At 72.4% G+C, this 16,387-nt stretch carries 13 protein-coding genes and 1 pseudogene; 6 read left to right on the top strand and 8 right to left on the bottom strand.

Annotated elements, in window-relative coordinates; genetic code table 11:
- The first annotated feature begins 126 nt into the window (after positions 1-126).
- Complete coding sequence (locus tag N8I86_RS36130; RefSeq protein WP_263279779.1) at positions 127-675, top strand: DUF4142 domain-containing protein; 549 nt, start codon at positions 127-129, stop codon at positions 673-675.
- Between the two features lie 277 nt (positions 676-952).
- Complete coding sequence (locus N8I86_RS36125; RefSeq protein WP_263279778.1) at positions 953-3,088, top strand: SpoIIE family protein phosphatase; 2,136 nt, start codon at positions 953-955, stop codon at positions 3,086-3,088.
- A gap of 24 nt (positions 3,089-3,112) precedes the next feature.
- On the opposite strand, the gene N8I86_RS36120 is transcribed toward N8I86_RS36125, so the two are convergent.
- The 3 genes from N8I86_RS36120 to N8I86_RS36110 form a co-directional block, all read right to left on the bottom strand.
- Complete coding sequence (locus N8I86_RS36120; protein ID WP_073899063.1) at positions 3,113-3,925, bottom strand: alpha/beta fold hydrolase; 813 nt, start codon at positions 3,923-3,925, stop codon at positions 3,113-3,115.
- 273 nt (positions 3,926-4,198) lie between these two features.
- The gene (locus tag N8I86_RS36115; RefSeq protein ID WP_263279777.1) at positions 4,199-5,245 is read right to left on the bottom strand and encodes an FUSC family protein; all 1,047 of its coding nucleotides are present in this window, start codon (positions 5,243-5,245) and stop codon (positions 4,199-4,201) included.
- 147 nt (positions 5,246-5,392) lie between these two features.
- Entirely contained in the window at positions 5,393-6,538 is a 1,146-nt protein-coding gene (locus tag N8I86_RS36110) for a PP2C family protein-serine/threonine phosphatase (protein ID WP_079192659.1), read from the bottom strand.
- Between the two features lie 298 nt (positions 6,539-6,836).
- Here N8I86_RS36110 and N8I86_RS36105 point away from each other — a divergent pair, with 298 nt between their 5' ends.
- Entirely contained in the window at positions 6,837-7,979 is a 1,143-nt protein-coding gene (locus tag N8I86_RS36105) for a transaldolase family protein (RefSeq protein WP_263279776.1), read from the top strand.
- Positions 7,980-8,166: 187 nt separating this feature from the next.
- Positions 8,167-9,384 (top strand): M23 family metallopeptidase, encoded by a 1,218-nt coding sequence (locus N8I86_RS36100; RefSeq protein WP_263279775.1) that lies wholly within the window; start codon positions 8,167-8,169, stop codon positions 9,382-9,384.
- 73 nt (positions 9,385-9,457) lie between these two features.
- Here N8I86_RS36100 and N8I86_RS36095 read toward each other — a convergent pair whose 3' ends face one another.
- A complete protein-coding gene (locus tag N8I86_RS36095) occupies positions 9,458-9,868 on the bottom strand; it encodes an ATP-binding protein (RefSeq protein WP_073898205.1) in 411 nt (136 codons plus the stop codon).
- A 517-nt stretch (positions 9,869-10,385) separates the two neighbouring features.
- Here N8I86_RS36095 and N8I86_RS36090 point away from each other — a divergent pair.
- Positions 10,386-10,670, top strand: a complete 285-nt coding sequence (locus tag N8I86_RS36090; RefSeq protein ID WP_263279774.1) for a hypothetical protein — start codon at positions 10,386-10,388, stop codon at positions 10,668-10,670.
- A 62-nt stretch (positions 10,671-10,732) separates the two neighbouring features.
- On the opposite strand, the gene N8I86_RS36085 is transcribed toward N8I86_RS36090, so the two are convergent.
- Complete coding sequence (locus tag N8I86_RS36085) at positions 10,733-11,575, bottom strand: hypothetical protein (RefSeq protein ID WP_263279773.1); 843 nt, start codon at positions 11,573-11,575, stop codon at positions 10,733-10,735.
- A gap of 371 nt (positions 11,576-11,946) precedes the next feature.
- On the opposite strand from N8I86_RS36085, the gene N8I86_RS36080 reads away from it, so the two are divergent.
- Entirely contained in the window at positions 11,947-13,275 is a 1,329-nt protein-coding gene (locus tag N8I86_RS36080) for a phosphatase PAP2 family protein (protein ID WP_263279772.1), read from the top strand.
- Between the two features lie 138 nt (positions 13,276-13,413).
- Here N8I86_RS36080 and N8I86_RS39520 read toward each other — a convergent pair.
- From N8I86_RS39520 to N8I86_RS36065, 3 genes and pseudogenes are all read right to left on the bottom strand, one after another.
- A pseudogene (locus N8I86_RS39520) lies at positions 13,414-13,500 on the bottom strand (hypothetical protein); the annotation flags it as partial.
- A gap of 87 nt (positions 13,501-13,587) precedes the next feature.
- A complete protein-coding gene (locus N8I86_RS36070) occupies positions 13,588-14,829 on the bottom strand; it encodes a PP2C family protein-serine/threonine phosphatase (RefSeq protein WP_263279771.1) in 1,242 nt (413 codons plus the stop codon).
- Between the two features lie 95 nt (positions 14,830-14,924).
- Positions 14,925-16,172: a PP2C family protein-serine/threonine phosphatase gene (locus tag N8I86_RS36065; protein WP_263280211.1), complete on the bottom strand. Its 1,248-nt coding sequence runs from the start codon at positions 16,170-16,172 to the stop codon at positions 14,925-14,927.
- Positions 16,173-16,387 lie beyond the last annotated feature (215 nt).

Below are 16,387 nucleotides of genomic sequence, written 5' to 3'. Positions count from 1 at the left end.
CCCGTACGGACGGGACGGTTCCGCCCACGAACCCCCCAGGTGGACGACGGCGCCCGTGGCGACGGTCCCCAAATCTGGACGCCAGGGCACGAACCCGTGCCCGCGCCTGAGGAAAGGACTGTCGAGATGAAGCAGCACAACCGGTCGGTGTCCGTCGTGCTCGTGGCCGTGTCCGTGGTGGGTGTGTCGGCGGGCATCGCGTCCGCGGACGGCATGACCCCGTCGCACGCACCGAGCGACAAGGCCTTCGTCGCGTTCATGGCGAACGTGAACGTGAGCGAGATCGCCGCGGGGAGCAACGCGCAGAAGAACGCGACCAGCGAGTGCGTCAGGCAGGCGGGCCGTGTCCTGTACGACAACCACACGCAGCTCGAGGTGAAACTCAAGCCGGTCGCGAAATCCCTGGGCGTGTCGCTGCCCAGCGGTCCGACCACGGCCGACCAGCGAATGTTCGCCCCCGTGGCGGAGAAGGCGCACACACCCGCCTACGACACGGCCTGGCTGAAAATGATGTACCCGGGTCACAAGGAGGCACTGGCCACCATCGACCAGGAGATCGCGAGCACACGGAACAGCCAGGTCAAGGCGTACGCGGAGATGGCCCGTCCGATCATCCAGGCGCACCTGGACATGGTCTACGGCGCCAAGTGCCACACGCCCCCGAGCACGAGCTGACCCGCCGGGCGCAGGAGGTCCGGGCACCGCGGCGGGGCGGATCCTCTCGGGGGTTCCGCCCCGCCGCCTCGGGGCGTCGGCATGCGCGCCGCCCGGGGGCGTCCGCCCCGGTGCCGTCACACCGGGGACGGCATATGGTCCGTATATGGGTGATGCTCGACTGCTCGCCATGGGTGGAGCGGCACGGGGCGGCCACTGTTCCACCCTGGCTCGGGTGCCCGAGCCGGCCGGGCAGTTGACGCGCCGAGCGGCGAGTGCCCGCGCCCGGAGGTGAGGCGTGTCCGAAGCGGTCACCGGCTCTTCCGCCGCCGGCTCCGGTCCCGAGGCGGTCGGCGCCGTACTCGGCCGGCTCGCGCGGGACGCCGGCGCCTACGCGAGCGCTCTCTATCTGATGCCGCCGGACCGGCAGGTGCTGCAACTCGCCATGCTGAGCGGTCTGTCGATGCGCATCGCCTCGCCCTGGTCCCGGGTGGCGCTCGCCGCCGCGACTCCGGTGAGCGACGCGGTGCGGGAACGGCGGCTGGTGTGGATCGGCGGTCAGGAGGAACTGGCGCGCCGCTATCCGCAACTGGCGCTCGTCCTCCCCCATCCCTTCGCCATGGCCGCCGCACCGATCGTCACCGGCGACCGGGCATGGGGTGGAGTGGTGCTGCACTGGGCCGGCACCCACGCGTCCGTGCTGAGTGCACAGGAGCAGGACGCCGTCTCCGGCGCCTGCCACGACCTGGGGCACCTCCTGCGGGAGGCCGCCGGCAGCGGACACCCGGTGGTGGCCGGTCCGGAGCCGCGGGTCCTGCCCACCCTGCGGCCCCGTGCCACCACCCCGGCCGAGGCGCAGGCCGCGGTCGACTTCGCCGAGCGCCTCCCCAGCGGCTGCTGCGCGCTCGACCAGGACGGCAGGATCACCTTCCTCACCACCGCCGCCGCCGAGCTCCTCGACGCCGACATCCCCGACCTGCTGGGCCGGCGGCCCTGGGAGGCCCTGCGGTGGCTGGACAACCCCGTGGCCGAGGACCGCTACCGGGCCGCCACGCTCAGCCGCCAGCCGACGTCCTTCACCGCCCGGCGTCCGCCGGACCAGTGGCTGTCCTTCCACCTCTACCCGGACGCGTCCGGGATCAGCGTGCGCGTCGTCCCCACGCACTCGGGCGGCACCGTCGTCCCCCCGCACCTGCTGCACCCCGCGCCCGCCGCAGGACCGGGCCGCGCCACGGCGCTCTACCACCTGATGCATCTGGCCGCCACCCTCACCGAGGCCGTCGGCGTACGGGACGTCGTCGAGAAGGTCGCCGACCAGGTCCTTCCGGCCTTCGGGGCCCAGGCCCTCGCCCTCATGGCCACGGAGGAGGCCCGGCTGCGGATCATCGGGTTCCGCGGCTACTCCGCCGAGCTCTTGCACCGCTTCGACGCCGCCCCGCTGAGCTCCGACACGCCCGCGGTGCACGTCCTGACGACGGGCGCCGCCAAGTTCTTCGGCACCTTCACCGATCTGAAGCGGGCCTACCCGCCCGCGGTCCTCCAGGACGGCATGGCCGCCTGGGCGTTCCTCCCCCTGATCACCTCCGGGCGTCCGGTCGGCTCACTGGTCCTCGCCTACGACCGGCCGCGCGCCTTTCCGCCGGAGGAGCGGTCCTTCCTCACGTCGGCGGCCGGACTGATAGCCCAGGCACTGGACCGCGCCCGTCTGTACGACGCCAAGCAGCAGCTCGCCCACAACCTCCAGGCCGGTCTCCTGCCCCGCACCCTGCCCGGCGTTCCCGGCCTGGACGTGGCGGCCCGCTACCTCCCCGCGAGCCGCGGCATGGAGATCGGCGGCGACTTCTACGACCTCATCCGCCTCGACGAATCGACGGCCGCGGCGGCCATCGGTGACGTCCAGGGCCACAACGTGCAGGCCGCCACCCTGATGGGGCAGGTCCGTACGGCGGTCCACGCCACCGCCGGCGCGTCTCCCGGTGAGGTGCTCGCGCGGACGAACCGGCTGCTCAACGACCTCGACGCCGGTCTGTTCACCAGTTGCCTCTACGCCTATCTCGATCTCGACCGCCAGTGCGCCTGCCTGGCCACCGCCGGCCACCCACCGCCGATCCTGCGCCACCCCGACGGCCGAGCCGAGATCCTCCCGCTGCCGCCCGGAGTCCTCCTCGGCATCGATCCCGCCGCCGACTACCCGACCACCGAGGTGCCGTTCCCGCCCGGGTCCGTGCTCGCCCTGTACACCGACGGACTCGTGGAGGCTCCGGGCACGGACATCGAGGACGCCATCGACGCTCTCGCCGACCGGCTGGCGCACGCCCGGGAGCGGACCATGGACGCCCTCGCCGACACCCTCATCGACCAGGCCCGGCTCACCGAGCCCCGCAGCGACGACATCGCGCTGCTCCTGATCCACCCCCAGCAGACGGCCCGCTGACAGCGCTCGGCGCCGACGGGCCGCTCAGCGGCCCGTCACCGACCGGGCGGCCGCCTCGATGACGGCGGTGACCGCCGCCGGATGGGCGACGGGGATCGCGTGGGAGGAGTCCACCTCGGTGACATGGGCGTTCGCCCGCTCGGCCATGTGGCGTTGCGCGGCCGGCGGGATGACCCGGTCGTCGTTCGCCACCAGGTACCAGGACGGGAGGTCGTGCCACGCGGCGTTCTCGCTCCGGGCCGCCAGGGCGGAGGCGTCGATGGGCCGTTGGGTCGCGGCGAGCACCGCCGCCTCACGTTCCGGGACGTCCGCGGCGAACACCTCCCGGAACAGCTCCGGGCGCACATACAGATCCGTTCCCCGCTCGCCGTCGGCGAGCGGGTAGGAGGCCTGGTCGAGAGCGCCGGGGAGAAGGCTGCCGGGGAACGCGCCGAGGACGTCATCGGCGCTCTCGCCCTTCTCGGGCACGATCGCGGCCACGTACACGAGCGCCTTGACCTGGGGGCCGGCCGCGGCGGCGTTCGTGATCACCTCGCCGCCGTAGGAGTGGCCGACGAGTACGACGGGTTCCTCGATGGTCTCGAGGACGCTGCCCAGGTAGGCGGAGTCGGCCGCCAGGCCGCGCAGCGGGTTGGCCGGGACGACGACGCGGTGGCCGAGGATCTGAAGCCTCTCCGTCACCAGGTTCCAACTGGATCCGTCGGCGAAGGCGCCGTGCACCAGGACGACGGTGGGGTGCTGCGGCCGCTTCTTCGCCGGGGCGGCGAGAGAGGTCGTGGCGGTGCCGATGACGGCCGCGGCGGCGAGCGCCGAAACGGCCGGAAGGGTTTTGATCATGATGAGTTCCCGTGAGGTGTCGTGCGCGCACGCACGCTGGGCGGAGAAGTGTTCCGCCTTCACGGTCCCTGACCGGCCCACCCCGCCTCACCAACCGATCGGCCTACGGAACGGGGGAAGGCCGGTGGCCCGATCGACCGACACGACCCGTGTCCGCGAACACGGTTGAGCACCCGTCACCTACCGGGAGCAACTCGGCGGCTCGGCCGCACAAATACCGGACCACCCAGGCGGGCGTCAGCGAACGATCCGTCGAACCGGAGCAGGGCACGCTCAGTCCACGCCGTCGCCCGAGGGCGTCCCGAGTGGTGGCGTCGGGGGCAGGTCGTCGAGGATCTGCTGGAAAGGGCGGCGCAGGGCCACGGCCGCGGGTCGGCTGTCGGAGCGGGCGTAGGCCGCCAGTGCCGCGCGGGCCTCGGTGACGAGGGGCCGGAAGTCCTGCTCGGAGAGGAGGGCGTCGATGGCCCGTGCCGTGGCGTCCGCCACGGGACGCAGCTGCCGTTGGGCCCGTCGCACGTCCGCGGCCAGATCCGGGCGGTCGGAGAGGGCTGCCGCCTCACGGGCGAGGGTGCCGAGATCCACGGCGATCCGCTCCGCCGTCTCGATGGCCTGGACGAGGCCGGCCACGGCGCCTCGGTGCCGGCGCCGCAGCGGATTGAAACGCATCGCGCGCTGGGCCTCACGCGCGCGGGTGGCGTCCGCCTTGACGGCGGCGATGTGACCGTTGACGACGGCGAGGTTGTCCCGCGCGACGGCCGCGCCGCCGGTGAGGACGGCGGGGGTGACCGTGACCCCCTGGGCGAGCCGGTTGCGGCAGTCGTCCGCCAGGACCTTCAGGACGCGCCGTGGATGCGGCGGCCAGAGCAGCGGGGCGAGCGCTGTCGTCACCAGCGCTCCCAGGGCCGTCTCCCAGAACCGGGACAGGGCGTAGGCGTCGGGAGCGGGATTGGCGAGGACCAGCAGGGAGGAGGCGGGCACCTGGACGTTCAGGCCGGCGCCCTTGGGGAAGAAGATGCCGACCGCGAGGCCGAGGGCCACGACGACCACGAGCGACTCGGTCGACGGCCGCAGGACGTTCAGGGTCGCGATGCCGATCGCCACACCCGCGACGACGGCCAGGACACGCTCGTAGGAGATCTGCAGGGCGCTCATCGGGTCGCCGCGCAGGGCGACGAGGGGGACGATCGCCGCGTAGACGGGTGGCTGGTCGGCCCCGGCCCACTTGGCCGCCGTCCAGGCGGCGACCACGGTGACGAGGATCCGGGAGGCGGCCGGTCCTTCGGCGCGCAGCTGGTCGCGGATCCGGTCCCATCGGCTCACCCGTGAAGCGCGATCGGGCTTCATGAAGGGGAGGAATCATCGGAAACCGGCACGCGCGCACCCTATCCCGGGCATGGTCCGGGCAGGGGGCAACTCCGTGCCGGGGCGCAGGTGTCGTGAGCCGGGTGTCCGGGCCGTCCGCCGGGGTCAGCCGGCAGGGCGTGCCGTCGGGGCGGGGATCGCGGCGTCGACCCGCTCGACCAGGATCAGGGCCGCGTCGTCCTGTCGCCGGCCTCCCCCGTGCCGGAGAAGGTCCTCGCGCAGGGTGTCGAGCAGGGCCGCGCCGGTGAGCCCGGTCCAGCGCTGCAGCCGCCGCAGCAGGGGGTAGAACGTGCCGTCGTCGGCGCGGCATTCGGTCACTCCGTCGGTGTACAGCAGGATGCGGTCGCCCAGCCGGAAGGGCCTGGTCACCAGTTGGTGCCCGGCCTGGGCCAGGTCGCCGAACCCCAGCGGCAGTCCGCTCACGGACGGGGTGAGGGGCACCGAGCAGCCGCTGCGCAGCAGGAGCGGCCGGGGATGGCCGAAGTGCACGATGCGCACGACTTCCTCGGTGGGGATCTCGACGACGACGGCGGTGGCGAAGCACTCGGAGAAGGCGCCGGCCGTTCGCGCGTAGCGTTGCGTGCTGTCCTCCAGGCGCTTGGCCAGGCGGTCCAGTGACCTCTCGGTGTGCGCGGCCTCCCGGAAGCAGGTCAGCAGCGCGGCCGCGGCATCGACAGCGGGCAGGCCCTTGCCGCGGATGTCGGCGATGAGCACCCGCACGCCGAAGGCGGTTTCCAGGCATTCGTAGGCGTCCCCGCCGATGCGCGCCCGGTGGTGCGCGGCGAGGTAGAGGCCGTTCAGGCGGACCGGTCCGAGGCGTTCGGGCACCGGGCGCAGGACCACCCGCTGGGCCGTCTCGGCGATCAGCCGGACGTCGGCCAGTTCCTGTTCCCGGCGCAGCCGGACGGATCCCGCCCACATGGCCGCCAGCGACACGGCGGCGATGCAGATGATCGTGCCCAGGGACGGGGCGTCCAGGAGCCAGCCGTGGAGCCATGCGACGAGCAAGGACGTCAGGCTGGTGAGCAGCCCTGTGCAGGCTATGCCGGTCACGGTGCAGGTGGCCGCCGCCAGTGCGGGTACGGCCGCGAACACGGGTCCGAACCGGGTGTGCGAGGGAGCCCAGAGCACCAGGACGGCCGAGACGACCAGGGCGACGAGGGGCACGAGGATCCCTATGGTCGCCCCGTACGCCGCCTCGCCGACCGCGCGCCGGGCACGGGGCATGTGCGTGCGCTCCTGTACGAGCACGGGATCTCCTGTTCAACGGGCTGCCGACGGGCCTCCGTCGGGGGATCCGCGGCGGATCCGGAAGGCGTCTTCAAACTAGGGCCGGGACCGGACGCCGCTCGTGGCCCGTCCGGCTGTTCTGGCGGGCGGGGGGCCGTCCCCCGAGCGGGGGAACGGCCGGGTCCACCGGTCGGCGGACGGCGGCGTTCCCCCGATCGGCCGACACCCGCGTCAGGAGGCGCGTCCCTCCGCCGGCCCATTCGGCGGCCCGGGCGGCGGGCCTAGCGTCGAGGCATTCCCACTCACACAGGAGGACGACATGCCCGATGTCTTCGCACGCCTGGCCCGGGAGGGCGTCTCCGTCTGGCTGGACGACCTCGGCCGGGCCCGCCTGGACGCGAGCTCGATCGACCGGCACGTACGGCAGGGACGGGTGTCCGGGCTGATCACCGACCCGGCTCCCACCGCCCTGTTGCGCTGCATGTACGCGAGCCGCGTCGGCAGGGCAGCCGACCGGACGCCTTCGTGGTTCCCCGCTCCGGCCGTGCTGCGCGACATGGGGGCGGCCGATCTCCGTCTCTCGTGCGATCTGCTCGCGCCGGTCCACCGGGACAGCGGCGGCCGGGACGGCTACGTGAGCGTCGCGCTCTCCCCCCGGATCACGAACCGAGCGACCGACGTGGTGAACGCGGCCGTGGCACTGCGCGCCCGGGTCGGACGGCCCAACCTCATGATCCGGATACCGGCGACGGACGCGACCCTGCCGGCCGTCTCGGCCTGTCTGGAGCTGGGCATACCCGTCCAGGCGACCGGGGTGTTCAACCCGCTGCGGCACGAGCAGGTGCTGTCGGCCGCGTGCACCGGCCTGGAGCGGGCCCGGGACCGGAGGCAGCGGCTGAGTGACGTGGCCTTCGTGGTGTCCTTCGCGCCCGGCGCGGTGGACGTCGCCGTGGACCGGTGCCTGGACCTGGCGGGCGGAGCCGAGGCGGCCGCGCTGCGGGGCGTGGCGGGGCCGGCACTGGCCCGCCTCGCTCAGGAACGTCAGGAACGGCTGCTGGACAGCCCCCGGCTGCGGCGGCTGACGGCGGCCGGAGCACTGCCGCCGCGCATGCTCTGGCTGACCTCCGTCCCGGGCCGGTCCGCGGACACCCGCTACGTCGAGGAGCTGGTCTGCCCCGGCACCGTCACGGCGGTGCCCGAGGGCTTGCTGAACGCGGTCGCGGATCACGCGTGCGTCAGCGGGGACCGGGTGCACGGGCGTGTCGCCGACGCCCGTCGCAGGCTCGGCCACCTCGCGTGGTTCGGCGTCGAGCTGGACGGCCTGACCACGGCTCTGGAGCAGGAGGCGGCCCGTGGGACCCGTCGAGGACGGACACCGGCCACGCCCATCGCCACGGTCGACGCCTCGCGGACGGGTACGGCACGCGACGGGGTGCGTCACCCGGCGGGCTTCGCGGCCTGACGAGGAACGGGCTTCCAGGCACCGGGCCGGTCCCACGGGCCGTCCACGGCATGCGGAAGCCCCTCTCGCCGGATAGGCTCTTTTCCCCCTTCTGCACGGAAAATCCGTTCTCCCATCGGAAGATGGGCTCTTCCCCCGGGAATCGGTCATGCGCAGAACGCAGAGGACAGCTCGCGGTTGTGCCGCTGTGGCGGCCGCTTCGCTGCTCGGCGCGGGGCTCGGTCTCACGCCCGCCGCCGCGGCCGCGCCGCCGGCCGGCACACCCTCCGCCGCGTCGAGTGCCGGGCAGGACGCGATCACCCCGGTCACCGCGTCCACGACGACCGTCCCCGTCCCCGTCCGGGGCACGGACGGCAGGACACACCTCGCGTACGAGCTCACGGTGGTCAACGAGAGCACCCTGCCGGCCACGCTGACCGGGGTGACCGTCCAGGACCGCGACGGCCACCGCACCCTGCTGAAGCTGACCGGCGACGCCCTCGGGGCGCACTTCCGGCCGTCCGGTTCGGCCCCCGGCACCAAGCCCACCGACCAGTTGTCGCCGGGGCGTCAGGGACGGGTCTGGATCGATGCCGTCGTACCCGCCGGCATCTCGTTCCCACTGCGGCTCGGCCACCAGGTGTCGGTGACCTATCCGAAGGCCGTCGGCATCATCCCCGAACAGGTGACGGAGTCCGTCGCGAACCTGACGGTCCCCGACCGCCATCCGGTCGTCCTGCGTCCGCCGCTCGGCGGCGCCGGCTGGCTCGACGGCAACGGATGCTGCGACCAGGTCACTCCGCACCGGGGCGCGGGTTCCCCGCTGAACGGGTCCACGTACTTCGCCGAGCGCTTCGCGATCGACTTCGTGCGCCTGGGCGCCGACGACCGGCTGCGCACGGGTGCGGTGGACAAGGTGAGCAGCTATCCCTACTACGGCGTTCCCGTCACGGCGGCGGCCGACGGGGAGATCGTCTCGGTCGTCGACGGGCTGCCGGACTCCACCCCGGGCGAGAGCCCGGCGAACCTCCCGCTGAGCGACTACGCGGGCAATCACGTCGTGGAGAGGCTGCCGGGCGGCGAGTACGTGCTGTACGCCCATCTCGCCCCGGGCTCGACGGGCGGCAGGGTGCGGCCCGGTCAGAAGGTGACGGCGGGCACGCGGATCGGACAGCTCGGGAACTCGGGCAACAGCGACGCCCCGCACCTGCACTTCCAGGTGATGAACGGCCCGGACCCGCTCGCCTCGGACGGACTGCCGTTCGTGTTCTCGTCCATGTCCCTCCAGGGCGGCCTGCAAGGCTCCGTAGACAGCCTCTTCAGCGGGAAACCGGCCCGGATCAGCCCCGCCCCGGCCGACCGGGCCGACGCAGACGAGGAGATGCCCCTCTACCTCGACCAAGTGGCCTTCCCCGCGAACGGATGACTCTCGGGGTCCCCGCGAACGGATGACCTACGACGTCCCCACGAACCGGTGGCTATCGGTCCCCGGCCCGCCCTCACGCACGGCTGGTGAAGAACTCGGTCCAGACGGCCTTGCCGTCCGCGTCGTGGCTCTCGTACCCCCAGGCCGCGGAGAGCGACTCCACGATGAGCATCCCGCGCCCACCGGTGTCGCCTTCCGCCGGCTGCCGCACGCGAGGCGTGCTCAGCGGGTCGTCGTCCTCGACCTCGACCCGGATGAGGGTGTCGTCGGCGTCGATACGGACGTGGAAGACATGGCCGCCGTCCTCGGTGGGGGTCCCGTGGTTGACGGCGTTGGACGCCAGTTCGGAAACACACAGCCGCACGTCGTCCATGCGACCGGTCACCCGCCAAGCTTCCAGCGTTTCCTCGGTGAAAGCCCGGGCGGCCGCTATGGACTCGGGAACAGCGGTGAACGAATGTTCTGCGTGTTCTTGCTTGTGCATGGCATATGTCGCAATCAGGGGGCGCAACCGTACGGCACGCGTGTCCTTCTCTTGTCCAGAGCCGGCGCCGGTGAAACGCCTGTTCTCCTTGTGAGCGGCGGCGCTGCCGTTCTGTCCACCAGTACGCCTCCGACGGCGCTCGGCCCGCGTCGTCCGAACGGCTGACCCTGCGGGGGACTCGCGTCCATGCGGGTTGCAGTTGCCGCCCGGACGAGTCGAAACGGCGACCGCGACCGTTGTGCACGGCACCCGATAAGCCGCCAGAAAGGCCCCGCCATGCAGCGCACGACCTTCTTCCTCGCCCTGGGCGCCCTACTCAGCGCGGCGGCCACGGGGTTCCTGGCCACCACCGCCATCCGCAACCACCACGAACATCACTGAACCGTCGCCGAGGGCCGGTAGCCGCATCGCCAATCCAAATGCGCCCCGCTCACGTATCACGTGATGAGGTGACCTCGGGGCCGGCCCGTCTCGTGCCGCCGAGGTCGTGCGCGACGATGGAAGAAGGCGTATACCCATGCGAGCAACACGCCCGAAGCGTCTCGCCGTGGCGTCCGCGGTCGGCATCGTGCTGGTCGGCGGCGCCACGATCGGCGCGGCGGGGACGGCCGCGGCAGCGACTCCCGCCGTGCACACGAGCGTCGGCACCGGCTGGTGCGGCGGAGGCGACTGGAACCGCTGGTGCTTCGACCACCACGGCGACCGCTTCGACAACCGCTTCGATCACCGATTCGACCACCGCTTCGACCACCGCTTCGACCACCGCTTCGACCGGGGCGCGGTCGTGATCATCGTGCTGTAGCCCCCACTCCGGGGCCCCACGCGGTCGCCCTCCCGCCTCCGCTCGTCCGCCGCCCTGACCGGCTACGGGTGCTCGTAGAGCTGGAGCACGCCGGCGAGCGAGAAGCAGAGGGCGCCCGTGAGGGTGCCCCAGTTGGCGATGTCGGCGTTGACCGGACTGCCGGTCGCCGGGCGGGTGTACGCGGCGAGTGCGGAGGCCATGAAGAGGACGGAGCCGAGCTGGTTCACGGCGACGATCCACCAGCCCAGACTGTGCGGGCGGACGCAGGGCCGGCCGTGGCAGAGCTCGACGAAGCCCAGGTGCCCCGAGACGAGGAACAGTACGCAGCCGATCACGTCGGGCACCCAGATCAGCCGGTTGACCTGCTGGACGCTCAGGCCCTGGAGGAAGGAGTCCAGCAGGTTGACCGCGAAGACGAGTGTGCCCAGGAAGAGGACGAACGCGCCCAGCCAGTCCACCCGCATCGGCTCGTAGCTCCACCACCGCCAGCCGCGGGTGGCGAGCCGGCCTACCCCGGTGGTGTCGTGGCGGGGTGCGTTGATCACCTGGAGCAGCGAGACATAGCCGCCGGTGTTGAAGAACAGGCCGCCCGCGAAGTAGATCGACGCCAGCTCGGTGGCGTCGCCCGACCCGTACAGGGCGAAGCCGGCGCCGGCGGCGAAGAGGCCCCCTCCGATGACGAACGCGACCGCCGCGATGACGTTGAGTCTGCGCAGCCGGCCGAGCGCGGCGGCGTCCGCGCGGGTGTGCCGGCTCTCCGTCCCGCCGGGCGCCCGGACGGCGAGTGCTCCACGGCGCCGTGCGGTCCGTGACTCCCACACCGTCTCTCCGCCGCCGGGCAGCGGCCAGGTGACTCTGGTGACGAACGGTCCCGCGCCCTCGGCACGCTGCTCAGGCTGCCCCACGCGCCGAGCCTAGACATCGGCCGGGACCGCGTGGCCCGCGAAACGCCGATCCGCGCGCGGGTCCCCCTGGGTAAGCTCGCACGCGATTGTTCTCAGCCGGGCGGGAAGGGGTCGTGGCGGGCAGGCCCCGTGCGGACATGGCGGGCATCGAGACGGCAGGGCTCGGCAGCGGCCGACTTCTCCGCGTTCGATCCCGCGCGCCATCCGCGCGACCTCCCCCGATAACATGTTCGACTTGTGGCGATCACCCTGGACACCGGCCCTCGCACCGGTGAAGAAGCACCGTCCAGGCCGATCGACAACTTTCCTGGACAATATCTACTAAATCGGCCGGACAATTGACATCAATACCACCGCGGGTATTCGCGCGAATGGACTGGAGATCCGCATTCGCCGCATGGCGCCGGCCGCGGGCGATCCTGTGGACCGTGGCCGGGACCGTCACCGTCGGCTTCCTTGTCGCGCTGGAGATCGCCGCACGCCACTACGGCCTGCCCGGGCCCATGACCAACCAGGCGAAGGAAGTCGTCCTCGCCCCCAAGTCCGGGCCGCTGCTGTACGCCAGCATGGCGTTGATGATGGTCGTGCTCCCCTGGCGGCAACGGTTCGTCGCGGCCGGGGTGGCGGTCGGCATCGACGTCGTCTTCTTCCTGGTGCGATGGGCCGTCGACGCCAAGATGATGTTCGGCAACGGCGCGCTGTGGGTGGTGCTGGGCTACGCGGTCATCGCCGTCACACGACGCACCGGCCGCGAGCGCGTGCTGCTGCTGAAGGGCGTGGGCCTGGCGCTGCTGCTGGTGGCCGGCCGCAAGACGGGTGACACCTGGCTGCTCATCACGTCGAAGACCCGCCCGACGGTGCTGGATCAGTACGTGGCGACGGCAGACCACGCGCTGGGCAACCCGTCCTGGGTGGTCGGGAGAGTGGTCAGGGCCACCGGTCCGGTCGGCTCCCATCTCCTCGACTACGTCTACATCCAGCTCGCGGTCGCGGCCGTCGTCGTCGCGCTGTACCAGCTGCGTGACGTGGCGAAGGAGGGCCGGTTCCCGAGCCATCACCTGGTGCGCACCTTCCTGGTGATCGGCCTCCTGGGACCGGGCATCTACATGCTCTTCCCCGTGGTCGGGCCCGTCTTCGCCTACGGCCCCGGCGCCACCGGCACCGGCGGTCTGCACTGGGCGGTGGGCGACCTCTGGCCGAACACGCCACCGGTCGGCGCGCCGCACCCGATGCCCTACGACGACCTCACCCCGCGGAACTGCATGCCCAGCCTGCACACCGCGTGGGCCACCGCGATCTTCATCCATTCCCGCAAGGCCCCACGCGCTCTGCGCATCGGCGGGGCGTTCTGGCTCGTCGCCACCCTCGGCGCGACTCTCGGTTTCGGCTACCACTACGGCGCCGACATCATCGCCGGCGTGGTGTTCACGCTCACCATCGAGGCGGCCCTGCGTTCGGCCGCACGCGGCTGGAATCGCGCGGGAACGCAGTTCGTCGCCTACGGGACGACGGTTTTCGGCGCGCTCCTGGTCACCTACCGCTATCTGCCGGTGGAGATGGCGAGGCACCCGTGGGCTTTCGGCCCCCTTCTCGTACTGGCGACGGCCTCGGTGATCCAGGGCTACATACGGACCACCCGATCGTGGGAACCCCAGGTTCTCCCGGCCGTACAACCGGAGCCCCAGCCCGAACCCGTCTGAAGCCTGCCGCACCGAGATGTCGACCGGGTGAATCACCAGTGGCGGAATACGGTGCCGCGGGAAACGGAGGGAGTTCGCGTCCGCGGACAGGACCAGGAGCCGGCTGGTGCCGTCGGTGCGGTCGGTGGCGAAGGTCAGCCAGTAACCCCGGTCGCCTCGGTGGGAGCCGGGCACGGGGGCGAAGACGGGTTCGCCGACGGAGAGGTCACCGGCGGCCCAGACCACGGTGGTGGTTCCGGTGCCGCCGACGTCGTACCAGCGCAGCGCGTCGGTCCCGGGTTCCCGGCACCGGTCGTCCCCGGTGCCGTGCGTCTACAGGCGGACGACGATCAGGGCGACGTCGTCGCGTCCGCCGTCGGCCACGCCGAGCCGGGTCAGGAGGGTGTCGGCCAGCTCGTCCGGGCTCATCCGCGCGTGGCGGCCGACGACGCCGGTGAGACGGCGCAGCCCCACGTCGATGTCCTCGTCACGGCGTTCGACGAGCCCGTCGGTGTACAGGACGAGGGTGTCGCCCGGGTTGTACGGCACCGTGACCTGGGGGCGCTTGTCCTCGTCCGAGGGCACGCCGAGCGGCGGATCGGTGGCCTGGTCGAGCAGGACCGTGGTGCCGTTCGCCTGGGTCAGCACGGGCGGCAGATGGCCGGCGCTGGTGTAGGTGACGCGCTCGGCCCGCGTGTCGACCACGGCCTTGACCGCGGTCGTGGCCAGAGCGCCCTCACAGGTCTGGGCGTAGCGGTTCAGGACGTCCATCGCCCTGCCGGGTTCGTCGGTGGCGCGGATGGCGGCGGACAGCGTGCTGCGGAGCATGCCCATGACGGCGGCGGCGTCGAGGCCGTGGCCCACGACGTCGCCGACCGCGACGGTGTACCGGCCTTCCGGCAGGTCCACGACGTCGTACCAGTCGCCGCAGACGTTGAGTGAGCGGGCGGCCGGCAGGTAGCGCACGGCGATGTTGTCGTGCGCGGCCAGGTCCGGGGTGTGCAGCATGGACTCCTGGAGCCTGAGGGCGGTCTGCCGCTCCCGGCCGTGGGCGTCGCGGAGCTCGTCGTTCAGGCGCTGGAGTTCCTGCGCCCGCGTGTACAGCTCGGCCTCCATCGAGGCCCGCTCGCCGCACGGGTCGTCGGGGCCCGCCCGCAGGTCGCGGCTCAGCAGGAACTCGGTCATGTCCTCGACCCGGTGGATGATCCAGGCGACCTCTCCGTCGGGTCCGAGAACGGGGGTGTTGATCGGCGACCACCACTTCACCTGGAAGACGCCCGGACTGCCGGTGACGGGGACGTCGTACTTCTGCACCGCCATGGTGTCCGGCTTGCGCGAGGACATGACCCGCTCCAGGGACGCGCTCAGATTGCGCACGCCGTCGGCATGGGGGTCGGCGGGATTGTCGGGGTGGACGTCGAAGAGGTAGCGGCCGATCAGCTCGTCCCGGGTGCGGCCGGTGGCCCGCAGGTACGCCTCGTTGACCTCGGCGATCACCAGGTCGGGGCGCAACACCAGGTAGGGGCTGGGCGTCACGGTGAACAGCGCCCGATAGTCGATCCCCGATGTGGTCACGGCCGGCCTCCCGTCGTGCCGCCGGATCCCGTACGAGAAGTATGCGCCTGGCAGCGCGTGGCGGCCGACCGCGAGCGTGTCCGGAGGGGGGGTGCTCAGGGGCGCGGGCCCGCACCGCCGTCGAGTCCTGCGGACGAAAGACCCGTCCACTCGGCCGCCACGGCGGCGGGCTCGGTGTGCGGGCCGATCCACTCGCACAGCAGGACGGTGGCGTCGTCCTGGAGACGGCCCTCGTGGTATTCGAGCAGGGCGTGGATGAGGCGGCGCAGGGTCTCGGGCACGGGCAGGCCGTCGGCGTGGTGGCGGATGAGGAAGTCGGTGAAGCGCTCGATGCCGAACTCCCGGCCGCCCGGCCGGCGGGCCTCGGTGATGCCGTCGGTGTACAGGACGACGCGGTCGCCCGGCTGGAGGTGCTCCTGGCAGACGGTGGTGGGCAGTCCGAGGTCGGTGCCCATGGGATGACCGGGTGTGCAGGCCAGGCGGGTGGTCCAGCGGTTGTCCCGGATGACGATCGGCGGGTGGTGGCCCCGGTTGACCCACTGCAGGGTGCCGGTGCCGGTGTCGAGGGTGGCCAGGATGCCGGTGACGTACCGCTGGTGGCCGTACTGCTCCAGCAGGGCCGCTTCGACGGCCTCGGACCTGCCGATGAGGTCGGCGCCCTGGCGGCGGGCGTTGCGGTAGGCGCCCAGCGCGAGTGTGCCGGACAGGCCAGCCGCGGTGTCGTGGCCCATCGCGTCGAAGATCGCCAGGTGGACCAGGGGGCCGTCGACGGCGTACTCGAAGACGTCGCCGCTGATCCGGTAGGCCGGTTCCAGTGAGGCGGAGATGGCCACCCGCGCGTCCGCGTAGGTGCGGGGAGGCAGGAGGTTCCACTGCATCTCCGCGGCGAGGCTCATCGGCTGCGCCCGCACCCGCTTGGCCAGCTCGTCGCTGGTCGGCCGCTTGCTCACGATGATCAACGCGATGAGCGCGGCCAGCGCCTCCATGTCCGTGCGGGTCTCGGCGTCGTTGCGGCCCGCGCTCACCCGGAGCAGCCCGATGCGTTCCGTCCCGTCCAGCAGCGGCACCCACCAGTCGAAGACGTCCTCACCCGCCGACGCGGCGGGCAGGACGTCGATGTACTGGTACGCGCGTCCCGGCACGGTCCCCTCCACGTGGAGCTCCGCCTCGTGCCCCCGTCCGGTCGTCTCGTCCCCGGCCAGCAGGCGGAGGCTGGTGCGCTGCAGATCCGCCACGTAGATCAGCACCTGGTGGAAGCCGGCCGCGCGGGCGCACTCGGAGGCCTTCGCGGGCAGCATCTCGATCGGCATGAGGTGGCTGGCGCGCAACAGATCGGCGAGCATCGCCCGGCCTCCCCCGCCGCTCCTTGCCGTCACCGTCCACCTCCAGTCGTCGCCGGCCGCGTCACGAGCACGCACGCCTCCCTCCCTACGAAACACCAGGAAGCGGCGGACGCGCACGAGAACGCGGGCGGCGCGGCGGGGCCGGGAGCGGCGGCGCGGCGGGGCCGGGAGCGGCGGCGCGGCGGGGCCGGGAGCGGCGGCGCGGCGGGGCCGCG

This window comes from Streptomyces albidicamelliae (assembly GCF_025642175.1).
Lineage (GTDB): Bacteria > Actinomycetota > Actinomycetes > Streptomycetales > Streptomycetaceae > Streptomyces > Streptomyces albidocamelliae.
The sequence above is the reverse complement of the archived record's forward strand: the minus strand, read 5'-3'. Positions and strand labels throughout refer to the sequence as shown.

Excerpts from the sequence above, each read along its gene's own strand:
- N8I86_RS36130 (WP_263279779.1), top strand. The coding sequence starts at position 127 with ATGAAGCAGCACAACCGGTCGGTGTCCGTCGTGCTCGTGGCCGTGTCC.
- N8I86_RS36120 (WP_073899063.1), bottom strand. The coding sequence starts at position 3,925 with ATGATCAAAACCCTTCCGGCCGTTTCGGCGCTCGCCGCCGCGGCCGTC.
- N8I86_RS36105 (WP_263279776.1), top strand. The coding sequence starts at position 6,837 with ATGCCCGATGTCTTCGCACGCCTGGCCCGGGAGGGCGTCTCCGTCTGG.
- N8I86_RS36095 (WP_073898205.1), bottom strand. The coding sequence starts at position 9,868 with ATGCACAAGCAAGAACACGCAGAACATTCGTTCACCGCTGTTCCCGAG.
- N8I86_RS36090 (WP_263279774.1), top strand. The coding sequence starts at position 10,386 with ATGCGAGCAACACGCCCGAAGCGTCTCGCCGTGGCGTCCGCGGTCGGC.
- N8I86_RS36080 (WP_263279772.1), top strand. The coding sequence starts at position 11,947 with ATGGACTGGAGATCCGCATTCGCCGCATGGCGCCGGCCGCGGGCGATC.
- N8I86_RS36065 (WP_263280211.1), bottom strand. The coding sequence starts at position 16,172 with ATGCTCGCCGATCTGTTGCGCGCCAGCCACCTCATGCCGATCGAGATG.